Annotated in this window: 8 protein-coding genes and 1 rRNA gene; 6 read left to right on the top strand and 3 right to left on the bottom strand. The window is 73.1% G+C overall.

Annotation, left to right across the window (positions count from 1 at the left end):
- Window positions 1-202: 202 nt before the first annotated feature.
- Window positions 203-319 (top strand): 5S ribosomal RNA (gene rrf, locus G339_RS0123320).
- 216 nt (window positions 320-535) lie between these two features.
- Here rrf and G339_RS0123315 read toward each other — a convergent pair.
- A complete protein-coding gene (locus tag G339_RS0123315; protein ID WP_026341712.1) occupies window positions 536-1,429 on the bottom strand; it encodes a LysR family transcriptional regulator in 894 nt (297 codons plus the stop codon).
- A 132-nt stretch (window positions 1,430-1,561) separates the two neighbouring features.
- Here G339_RS0123315 and G339_RS0123310 point away from each other — a divergent pair, with 132 nt between their 5' ends.
- Together G339_RS0123310 and G339_RS0123305 are read left to right on the top strand one after the other, a co-directional pair.
- Window positions 1,562-3,001, top strand: a complete 1,440-nt coding sequence (locus tag G339_RS0123310) for an MFS transporter (protein WP_019633482.1) — start codon at window positions 1,562-1,564, stop codon at window positions 2,999-3,001.
- Window positions 3,002-3,011: 10 nt separating this feature from the next.
- Window positions 3,012-3,521 (top strand): hypothetical protein, encoded by a 510-nt coding sequence (locus tag G339_RS0123305; RefSeq protein ID WP_033324020.1) that lies wholly within the window; start codon window positions 3,012-3,014, stop codon window positions 3,519-3,521.
- Between the two features lie 6 nt (window positions 3,522-3,527).
- On the opposite strand, the gene G339_RS0123300 is transcribed toward G339_RS0123305, so the two are convergent.
- Together G339_RS0123300 and G339_RS0123295 are read right to left on the bottom strand one after the other, a co-directional pair.
- On the bottom strand, window positions 3,528-4,094 hold the full coding sequence (locus G339_RS0123300; protein WP_019633480.1) for a hypothetical protein: 567 nt from the start codon (window positions 4,092-4,094) through the stop codon (window positions 3,528-3,530).
- A 10-nt stretch (window positions 4,095-4,104) separates the two neighbouring features.
- Window positions 4,105-4,737 carry a TetR/AcrR family transcriptional regulator gene (locus tag G339_RS0123295; RefSeq protein ID WP_019633479.1) on the bottom strand — a complete coding sequence of 211 codons (633 nt, stop codon included), beginning with the start codon at window positions 4,735-4,737 and terminating at the stop codon, window positions 4,105-4,107.
- 102 nt (window positions 4,738-4,839) lie between these two features.
- On the opposite strand from G339_RS0123295, the gene G339_RS0123290 reads away from it, so the two are divergent.
- From G339_RS0123290 to G339_RS0123280, 3 genes are read left to right on the top strand one after another with little or no spacing between them, the layout of a single operon-like run.
- Window positions 4,840-6,645 (top strand): acyclic terpene utilization AtuA family protein, encoded by a 1,806-nt coding sequence (locus tag G339_RS0123290; RefSeq protein ID WP_019633478.1) that lies wholly within the window; start codon window positions 4,840-4,842, stop codon window positions 6,643-6,645.
- A gap of 56 nt (window positions 6,646-6,701) precedes the next feature.
- Window positions 6,702-8,234 (top strand): acyl-CoA carboxylase subunit beta, encoded by a 1,533-nt coding sequence (locus tag G339_RS0123285; protein ID WP_240489877.1) that lies wholly within the window; start codon window positions 6,702-6,704, stop codon window positions 8,232-8,234.
- A gap of 4 nt (window positions 8,235-8,238) precedes the next feature.
- Window positions 8,239-10,197, top strand: a complete 1,959-nt coding sequence (locus G339_RS0123280; protein WP_019633476.1) for an acetyl/propionyl/methylcrotonyl-CoA carboxylase subunit alpha — start codon at window positions 8,239-8,241, stop codon at window positions 10,195-10,197.
- Window positions 10,198-10,222: the final 25 nt, after the last annotated feature.

Raw genomic sequence — 10,222 nt, 5'->3', positions numbered from 1 at the left:
GTGGCTTGAACACACTGAACGTTCAAACCCATCGCCACAGAAACACCCCTGCTGGTGTGAGAGTAGTGTTCGCGTCCCTGTGCGGTTCCCAGACAACAACTGGGTTCCGCGAGTTTCAAGTGAATAATGTTCGCTTAAACGACATGAGTTTCCCGCCCGTCCGTGGAGCGCTTCGGTGCTTCGGAGGGGTTGGGGTTGGTCGTTCGGTGGTTTTGGCGAGAGGGAAACACCCGGTCCCATTCCGAACCCGGAAGTTAAGCCTTTCAGCGCCGATGGTACTGCATGGGGGACTGTGTGGGAGAGTAGGACACCGCCGGACTCATATTACGAACAGGCCCCGCGATTCATGGCGGGGCCTGTTCTGCTTTCCGGACTCCCTTTTTTGGGCCCCGCCGTCAGGCGGGGCCTTTTTTTTGGTGGGGCCGGCCTTGTCTTCTGCGGTGCCTGTTGTTCTGCGTGTGGTTCATTGTGGCGGCGTCCTCGTTTTGGCGAAGTCGGACGCGGGTTCTCGGTGTCGCCGCCAAGTCCTTGCGAGTCAGGTGGAGAGCGGTGGGGCCAGGGCCGTCATGGTCTGGACGAACGTCTCCAGAAGGGCCGTTTCGCCGTCCGTCTTCCAGAGCAGGGCGAAGTCGATCGGCGGTGCGTCGCTGAACGGGATGTAGGCGATGTCCGGGCGCGCGTGGTACTCGGTTCCGCGGACGGCCGTGGGGGATACGCCTTTCCCCGCGCCGACCAGGGCGAGCAGCGCCTGCCAGTCGGGGGCTACGGGGCCTCGCGGAATGGGTTCGCCGGAGGGTGTCCGGTGCGGGTAGTGGAAGTCGGACCAGTAGCGCGGCAACTCGGCCAGGGCGATGAGGGGAAGGTGCGCGAGGTCGTCCAGTGAGACGGATTCGCGCCCCGCGAGCGGGTGGTCCACCGGAACGATGAGCGCGCGGGGCTCGGAGAAGATCACCGGGCCGACGGTGATGTCGGGCTCTTCGACGGGGAGTTCGCTGAGCTGGAGATCGACCGCGCCCGCTCGCAACGGGCCGTAGGAATCGCCGTGTTGCAGTTCGCGGATCTGGATATCGCATTCCGGATGTTCCGTCCGGACGGCGTCGGCGGCGCGGACGAGCGCTGTTCCCGCCCAGGGCGAGGAGAAGCGGATGCGCAGGCGGCCGGTGATGCCGTGTCCGGCCGCGCGAGCATTGGCGAAGGCGGCCTGGATCTGTCGGTGGCCGGGCAGGAGATCGTCGCGGAACCGTTCGCCGAGCGGGGTGAGCGTCACCCGGCGGCTGGTGCGGGTGAAGAGCGGGCTTCCGATGCGGCGTTCCAGCGTCTTGATGGTCTGGCTCACGCGGCCGGGGGAGACGTGCAGGCGTTCGGCGGTCCGGGCGAAGTGGAGTTCCTCGGCGAGGGTGAGGAAGGTTTCGATCTCATGCCGTTCCACCCCGTCGGCCACTCCTTAGTCTCGCTCAACCTTTCGTTGGGCAGGCCGTCATTGTTCCAGGTCGTCGGGCTGATCGAAAGTGGTCGGGTGCTCAACGCGACCGCGCGTCGGTCGCCCGGCGAATGGAGAGGCATGACGACCCAGACGACCCGCGCTCCGGCGGGACCGCCGTCCGCGCCCGCCGATTCCGCGCGGCTCGGCGCGCGCGGATGGCTCACGCTGTTCACGCTGTGCGGGGCGACGTTCATCACCGGGCTCGATTACTCGATCATCATGGTGGCGCTGCCGGAGATCGGCCGCGACCTGGGGTTCGGATCGGCCGGATCATTGCAGTGGGTCGCGACGGCCTGCGTGCTGCCGACCGCGGCGCTGCTGCCACTGTTCGGACGGGTGTCGGATCTGGTGGGCCGCCGCAGGCTTTTCGTCGCCGGGGTGCTGGCGTTCACCGCGCTGTCGCTGGCGGCGGGACTGGCGAACGCGCCCGGCCTGCTGATCGCGGCCCGCGCCGGGCAGGGCGTCGCGGCGGCGATGATCGGGGCCACCGCCATCGCGCTGATGACGACGATCTTCCCGGAGGGGCCGCGGCGCACGCGGGCGCTCGGCATCAACGGGGCGCTGCTCTCGCTGGGGTTCGTGATCGGGACGATCGGCGGCGGCGTGGTCACCAGCGGGCTGAACTGGCGTTGGACGATGCTCATCCTGGTCGCGATGGGGGCGGCCGTGCTCGTCGGCGCGGTGACGCTGCTGCCGGGGGACGCCGGCCGGAGCGCCGCGCGGCTGGACGTGCCCGGCGCGGTGCTGGCCAGCGGTGGCCTGTTCGCGCTGGTGTACGCGATCTCCACCGGGGCGGACGCAGGCTGGACGAGTCCGGCGACGCTCGGTTCGCTCGTCGGCGCGGTGGTGCTGCTCGGCGGTTTCCTGGCGGTCGAGGCGCGGCATCCGGACCCGCTCGTCCCGCTGGGGCTGCTGAACCGTCCGACGGTGAAGTGGAGTGCGCTGATCGGGCTCGTCACGTTCGGCATGTGCGGCGGCACGACGATGCTGCTCAGCCTCTACATGCAGGACGTCCTCGGGTACTCGCCGCTCGCCACGGGGTTCGGTTTCCTGGCCGAGGGTGCGACGGCGCTCGCGGCGGGAACGCTGGCGGCGCGGATCATCAACGTTTGGGGGACCAGGCGGGTACTGGTCGTCGGGCTGCTCGTCCAGGGCGTCGGGACGGCGGCGATGGCGCTGCTGCCCGCCGGGGGGAACATCGCGCTGCTGCTGGTCACGTCGGGGGCGATGGGGTTCGGGCACGTGCTGTCGGTGGTCTCGTTCATCACGACCCTGACGTCGGGCGTCGCGGATGAGGAGCAGGGAGTGGCCGGGAGCCTGGCGCAGATGCCGCAGTTCGTGGGCGCGATCGGCGTTGCAGCCCTGGCGGCGATCACCACCGCGCGCGCCGACGCGCTCGCCGACGCGACGAGCCGGACGCTGGCCGTCCTCGGCGGCCTGCACACGGCCATGCTCACGGCCGGGCTGATCACGCTCGCCGCGACAGCGCTCACGGCGCTCCTGCCGCGTCGCGCTTAGGGTTCGTTCCATGCGTGCGTACCGATATGTCGGTCCTGCGGAGATCGCGGCAGCGGTCCGGGGGATGCCGCCGGGGGTTCCGGTGCGGAGCGCGGACGATCTCGCGGCGTGGCTGGCGGGGCGTGCGCGGGACGAACTCGGGGAGCCGTTCACGTTCGTCGTCGGTCTCGACGGACTGCTGCGGCTCGCACCGCGTCGCGGGGAGCACGTCGCGTGCGCCGGGGGCGAGGACGTGCTGAGCGCGGGCGAGATCGCCTTCGAGCGGGACGGGTTGTGCTGGGCGGCGGTCGAGGTCAGTAATCAATCCACCGGGTACTGCCCGGAACCGGCGTCGTGGCGCGCGGTGGCGGACGCGCTCGACCGCGCGGGGATCGCGCATCCCGGCGAGTTCACGTTCTCGATCGTCTTTCGGCGCTGCCCGGGGTGCGGTGAGCGCAACGTGGTCCGGGACGGGTTCTTCGCCTGCGTGTTCTGCGCTTCGGCGTTGCCGGAGGCGTGGAACTTCGACGGGGGCGGCTGACGGGCGTCAGCCCTCGCCGGTCTCCAGGAGGCGCGCGGTGACCCGCGCGGCCGTCGTGTCGTCGGTGAGGACCGCGCACGCGGCGTGGACGCGCGCGGCGAACGCCGACAGGCGCGAGTCGGCGTCCGCGACGGCGGCGGCGAGGTCGGCACGGGGCACCGTGCCGACCTCCCGGCCGGGGCCGTGCTCGTCGGACTCGCGCAGGCGGAGCAGGTCGCCGTCCGCGCTCACCAGCAGCCACGGGTGGCCCGTCCACACCGCCGGCGGCGCGGAGTCGCGGTGTCGGGCGGCGGCCCGCCAGTCGGGCAGCGCGCCGAGGTCGGAGCAGCAGGACGGCTCGGCGCGCAGGCCGTCCGGGCCGTCGAGGAGGAAGCCGCCGTCCAGCGCGGGGACCTCGTCGACGGCCTCGTCGCGGGACTCCGGGGCGCGCAGGCGGGGGAGCAGGTCGTCGGCGAGCGCGTCGGCAAGGAGGGCGCGCAGGGCCGCGGTCGTCACGTCGGCGGCGGGCGTGAGGGCGTCGCCTGCTGGTCTGATCCGGAGGACAGGGATCAGCCGGACCTTCGGCGCGTCCATGCCGCCGATCCTAGGTCGTCGAGGCGTCCGGCGGCCGGGCGCTCAGCAGGGAGTCGAGGGTGATCGCCCACTGGTGCAGGAGGCGGGTGCGGCGGGCCGAGTCGTCGGTGAGCAGGTCCGCGAGGCCGAGGCCGCGCACGAGGTCGAGGGTGGCCTGCACGGCCTCGCGGACGCCGGGGGCGGACTCGTCCGCGCCGAGGGCCTCGACGGTCAGGCGATGCGCCTCGCGGCCGACGCGCGCCTCCAGGGGCAGCACCTGAGCGCGCAACTGCTCGTCGGAGCTGGCGGCGACCCAGAGCTGGAGCGCCGCGCGGAAGAGCGGGCTGGTGTACATCTCGCCGAGCAGGAGGACGACGTCGAGGGTCGCCGGGCGCTCGTCGGCGGCGGTGTCGAGGTGTTCGCGCATCCGGGACATGCGGACCTCGGTGCCGTAGTCGACGGCGGCGGTCACCAGTTCCTCGCGGGTCCGGAAATGGTGCTGCGCGGCCCCGCGGGAGACCCCGGCGCGCTCGGCGACGACGGCGACGGTCGTCCGCGCCCAGCCGACGGAGGCCAGGCAGTCGATCGCCGCCTCCAGCAGCCGCTGCCGCGTGGCGCGGCTGCGGTCCTGGCGGGGCTGCCGCGGGGTCGCCTGGGTGGTCATCGCGTCCTTCGGTCGGTGGGTGGTCCAGTCAACCAAACCTCGCGACCAGAAAACAATCAAGCACGATTGATTTTTTCGGGCGCGGCTGGCAGGCTGCGGCGCATGAGCCAACCTCTGCGGATCGGGAACGCCTCGGGCTTCTACGGCGACCGGTTCTCCGCGGTGCGGGAGATGCTGGAGGGCGGTCCGCTGGACGTCCTCACCGGCGACTACCTCGCCGAGCTGACCATGCTGATCCTCGGCCGCGGGAAGCTGAAGGACCCGGACGCCGGGTACGCGACGACGTTCCTGCGGCAGCTGGAGGAGACGCTGGGTCTCGCCGCCGACCGGGGCGTCACGATCGTCGCGAACGCGGGCGGGCTGAACCCGCGCGGGCTCGCCGCGCGGCTGCGGGAGCTGGCCGAGCGGCTGGGCGTCGCGGTGCGCGTCGCGCACGTCGAGGGCGACGACCTGCTGCCGCGCGCCGCCGACCTCGGGCTCGCCTCGCCGAAGTACGGCGCGCCGCTCACCGCGAACGCCTACCTCGGCGCGTGGGGGATCGTCGAGGCGCTGCGGGCCGGGGCGGACGTCGTCGTGACCGGGCGCGTCACGGACGCGTCGCTGGTCGTCGGTCCCGCCGCCGCGCACTTCGGGTGGGCGCGCGACGACTGGGACGCGCTCGCCGGGGCGACGGCCGCCGGGCACGTCCTGGAGTGCGGCGCGCAGGCCACCGGCGGCAACTACGCGTTCTTCGAGGAGATCCGCTCCGCCGAACCGCTCGGGTTCCCGCTCGCGGAGATCCGCGCGGACGGGTCCAGCGTCATCACCAAGCACCCCGGTACGGGCGGGGCCGTGACGACGGAGACCGTCACCGCGCAGCTCCTGTACGAGATCGGCGGCCCCGCGTACGCCGGACCCGACGTCACGACGCGGTTCGACACGATCCGGCTCCGGCAGGACGGGCCCGACCGCGTCGAGATCAGCGGGACGCGCGGCGCGCCGCCGCCGCCCACGACCAAGGTGTGCCTCAACCACCTCGGCGGGCACCGCAACGAGATGACGTTCGTCCTCACCGGCCTGGACGTCGAAGGGAAGGCGTCGCTCGCGCGGGAGCAGCTCGAACGGGCCTTCGGGGAGCGGCGTCCGGCGCGCGTCGAGTGGACGACGCTCGGCACGGCCGCCGACGACCCCGAGACGCAGGGCGCGGCGACCGTGCTGCTGCGCTGCGCCGTCCTGGACCCGGACCCGAACGTCGTCGGGCGCGCGTTCAGCGGGGCCGTGGTCGAGCTGGCGCTGGCGGGGTACCCGGGGTTCACGATGACGTCGCCGCCCGGGAAGGGCGCGCCGTACGGGGTCTACACGCCGGCGTTCGTGGCCAATGAGGAAGTGCGGCATGTGGCGGTGCTGCCGGACGGGACGGAGGTGACGATCGCGCCCGCGCCCGTCACGGCGGCGCTGCCGGGGGCGGGGGAGGGCGGTGCGGAACAACCGTCCCCGATACAGTCCCCGCCCGCCCAGGGGGGCCACCCCACTTCCAGTGTCAACGCTGACGAGACCCCCGGCCAAACCCCCGCCGGGCCTGTGGACAACCCCGCCGGGACCGCACGCGTCCCGCTCGGCCGGATCATCGGCGCGCGCAGCGGCGACAAGGGCGGCGATGCCAACATCGGCGTCTGGGCCCGCACCGACGCCCAGTGGGACTGGCTCCACGCCTACCTCACCGCCGACCGCCTCCGCGACCTCCTCCCCGAGACCCGCGACCACACCGTCACCCGCCACGCCCTCCCCGGCCTGCGCGCCCTGAACTTCGTCGTCGCGGGCATCCTCCAGGAGGGGGTCTCGGCCTCCACCCGCTTCGACCCCCAGGGCAAGGCCCTCGGGGAGTGGCTGCGCGCCCGCCGCGCCGACATCCCGGAGACACTCCTGTGACCTTCAAGAGCGCCCTCGACACCGCGAGCCCCGAATACCGGGACCGGCGCGCCGCGATGCTCGCCAAGCTCGCCGACCTCGACGCCGAGCACGCCAAGGCCCTCGCGGGCGGCGGCGAGAAGTACGTGACGCGGCACCGCAAACGCGGCAAACTGCTCGCCCGCGAGCGCATCGAGCTGCTGCTCGACCCGGACTCGCCGTTCCTCGAACTCAGCCCGCTCGCCGCGTGGGGCAGCGACTTCCCGGTCGGCGCGAGCGTCATCACCGGCATCGGCGTCGTCGAGGGCGTCGAGTGCATGATCGTCGCGAACGACCCGACCGTGCGCGGCGGGTCCAGCAACCCGTGGACGGTCAAGAAGAGCTTCCGCGCCTCCGACATCGCGCTGGAGAACCGGCTGCCCGTCATCAACCTCGTCGAGTCCGGCGGCGCGGACCTGCCCACCCAGAAGGAGATCTTCATCCCGGGCGGGCGGATGTTCCGGGACCTCACCCGGCTGTCCGCGGCCGGAATCCCGACGATCGCGCTGGTCTTCGGCAACTCCACGGCGGGCGGCGCGTACATCCCCGGCATGTGCGACCACGTCGTCATGGTGAAGGAGCGCGCGAAGGTGTTCCTCGGCGGGCCGCCGCTGGTGAAGATGGCCACCGGCGAGGAGGCCGACGACGAGGAGCTGGGCGGCGCGGAGATGCACGCCCGCACGTCCGGCCTCGCGGACTACATGGCGGTGGACGAGCCCGACGCGCTCCGCCTCGGCCGCCAGATCGTCAAGCACCTCAACCACCGCAAGCTCGGCCCCGCGCCCGGCCCCGTCGCCGAACCCCGCTACGACCCCGACGAACTCGCCGGGATCGTCCCGGAGGACCTGAAGATCCCGTTCGACCCGCGCGAGGTCATCGCCCGCGTCGTGGACGGCTCGGAGTTCGACGAGTTCAAACCGCTCTACGGCACGAGCCTCGTCACCGGCTGGGCGCGCGTCCACGGCTACCCGGTCGGCGTCCTCGCCAACGCGCAGGGCGTCCTGTTCGGCGACGAGGCGCAGAAGGCCGCGCAGTTCATCCAGCTCGCCAACCAGGCGGACACGCCGCTGCTGTTCCTGCACAACACCACCGGCTACATGGTCGGCAAGGAGTACGAGCAGGCCGGGATCATCAAGCACGGAGCACTGATGATCAACGCGGTCAGCAACAGCAAGGTCCCGCACATCACCATCGTCATGGGCGCGTCCTACGGCGCGGGGAACTACGGCATGTGCGGGCGCGCCTACGACCCCCGGTTCCTGTTCACCTGGCCCAGCGCGAAATCCGCCGTCATGGGGCCGCAGCAGCTCGCCGGGGTGCTGTCGATCGTCGCCCGGCAGGCCGCGCAGGCGCGCGGCCAGGTCTACGACGACGCCCAGGACCAGGCCATGCGCGAACTGGTCGAGGCGCAGATCGAAGCGGAGTCGCTGCCGTTCTTCCTGTCCGGGCGGCTCTACGACGACGGCGTCATCGACCCCCGCGACACCCGCACCGTCCTCGGCCTCTGCCTGTCCGCCGTCCACAACGCGCCCGTACGCGGAGCCGACGGCTTCGGCGTCTTCCGGATGTGAGCCAATGATCACCAAAGTTCTGGTCGCCAACCGCGCCGAGATCGCCCGCCGCGTCTTCCGCACCTGCCGGGACCTCGGCGTCGGCACCGTCGCCGTCTTCTCCGACGCCGACGCGGGAGCGCCGCACGCCGCCGAGGCCGACGCCGCCGTCCGGCTGCCCGGCGACGCGCCCGCCGACACCTACCTGCGCGGCGACCTCGTCATCGGCGCGGCCCGCGCCGCCGGGGCCGACGCGGTCCACCCCGGCTACGGGTTCCTGTCGGAGAACGCCGCGTTCGCGCAGGCCGTCCTCGACGCCGGGCTCACCTGGATCGGGCCGCCGCCGGACGCCATCGCCGCGATGGGCTCCAAGATCGAGGCGAAGAAGCTGATGGCGGCGGCGGGCGTGCCCGTCCTGCCCGAACTCGACCCCGACTCGGTCGCCGCCGCCGACCTGCCGCTGCTGGTCAAGGCGTCCGCGGGCGGCGGCGGACGCGGGATGCGCGTCGTCCGCGACCTCGCGGACCTGCCCGGCGAGGTCGCCGCCGCCCGCCGCGAGGCGCAGTCCGCGTTCGGCGACCCCGCCGTGTTCTGCGAACCGCTCCTGGAGGACGCGCGGCACATCGAGGTGCAGCTCCTCGCGGACGCGCACGGCACCGTGTGGGCGCTCGGCGAGCGCGAGTGCTCCATCCAGCGCCGCCACCAGAAGATCGTCGAAGAGGCGCCGTCCCCGGCCGTGGACGACGCGCTGCGGGAACGGCTGTGCGCCGCCGCCGTGGACGCGGCCCGCGCCATCGGCTACGTCGGCGCGGGGACCGTCGAGTTCATGCTGACCGGCGACGGACGGTTCTACTTCCTGGAGGTCAACACGCGCCTCCAGGTCGAACACCCCGTCACCGAATGCATCTACGGGCTCGACCTGGTCCGCCTCCAGATCGAGGTCGCGGAGGGCGCGGCGCTGCCGCCCGAGCCGCCCGCGCCGAGCGGCCACGCCATCGAGGTCCGGCTGTACGCGGAGGACCCGGCCGCCGACTGGCGGCCCGGCACCGGCGTGCTGCGGACGTTCGAGGTGCCCGGCGTCGACGCCGCGTTCACCGTCCCGGCGGGCGGCGGGCTGCGCCTGGACAGCGGCGTCGAGAGCGGCGACCGCGTCGGCGTCCACTACGACCCGATGCTCGCCAAGGTCATCGCCTGGGCCCCGACCCGCGCCGCCGCCGCCCGGCGGCTCCGCGCCGCGCTCACCGGCGCGCGCGTCCACGGCGTCACCACCAACCGGGACCTGCTCGCGACGATCCTCGCCGACCCCGCGTTCCTCGCCGGGGACACCCACACCGGCTACCTCGACGCGGTCGGGCTCGACGTCCTCGCCGCGCCGCTCGCCGGGCCCGAGGCGGTCGCGCTGTCCGTGCTCGCCGCCGCGCTCGCCGACGCCGCCGCCAACCGGGCCGCGGCGCCCGTCCTGCGCGGGCTCCCGTCCGGGTGGCGCAACGTTCCGTCCCAGCCGCAGCGCAAGACCTACGAGGCCCCGGACGGGACGGCCGTCGAGGTCGCCTACCGCCTCACCCGCGACGGCCTCGCCGCCGAGGGCCACGACGGCGTCCGGCTCGTCTCCGCCGCGCCCGGCGCGGTCGTCCTGGACGTCGCCGGCGTCCGGCGGACGTTCGCCGTCGCCGCCGCCGGGGACCGCGTGGACGTCGACTCCCCGCTCGGCCCCGTCGCGCTGCGCGCCGTCCCGAGGTTCGCCGACCCCGCCGACCTCGTCGCGCCCGGCTCCCTGCTGGCCCCCATGCCCGGCACCGTCGTGCGCGTCGAGACCGAGGCCGGCGCCGCCGTCGCCGAGGGCCAGACCCTCGTCGTGCTGGAGGCCATGAAGATGGAGCACCGCATCGCCGCGCCCGCCGCCGGGACCGTCGCCGAACTCGGCGTCGCCGCCGGGCAGCAGGTCGAGGCGGGCGCCGTCCTCGCCGTCATCGCCGCGTCCTGACCCCCGCAAGCCCCCGAGAGGAACC

It is taken from the genome of Actinomadura atramentaria DSM 43919, assembly GCF_000381885.1.
Taxonomy (GTDB): domain Bacteria; phylum Actinomycetota; class Actinomycetes; order Streptosporangiales; family Streptosporangiaceae; genus Spirillospora; species Spirillospora atramentaria.
Note: the sequence above shows the minus strand (reverse complement) of the source record. Positions and strands in the feature narration are given on the sequence as shown.

What these genes read in the sequence shown, in the direction of transcription:
- G339_RS0123295 (WP_019633479.1), bottom strand. Translation starts at nt 4,737, where the DNA reads ATGACCACCCAGGCGACCCCGCGGCAGCCCCGCCAGGACCGCAGCCGC.
- G339_RS0123305 (WP_033324020.1), top strand. Translation starts at nt 3,012, where the DNA reads ATGCGTGCGTACCGATATGTCGGTCCTGCGGAGATCGCGGCAGCGGTC.
- G339_RS0123310 (WP_019633482.1), top strand. Translation starts at nt 1,562, where the DNA reads ATGACGACCCAGACGACCCGCGCTCCGGCGGGACCGCCGTCCGCGCCC.
- G339_RS0123280 (WP_019633476.1), top strand. Translation starts at nt 8,239, where the DNA reads ATGATCACCAAAGTTCTGGTCGCCAACCGCGCCGAGATCGCCCGCCGC.
- G339_RS0123285 (WP_240489877.1), top strand. Translation starts at nt 6,702, where the DNA reads ATGCTCGCCAAGCTCGCCGACCTCGACGCCGAGCACGCCAAGGCCCTC.
- G339_RS0123300 (WP_019633480.1), bottom strand. Translation starts at nt 4,094, where the DNA reads ATGGACGCGCCGAAGGTCCGGCTGATCCCTGTCCTCCGGATCAGACCA.
- G339_RS0123290 (WP_019633478.1), top strand. Translation starts at nt 4,840, where the DNA reads ATGAGCCAACCTCTGCGGATCGGGAACGCCTCGGGCTTCTACGGCGAC.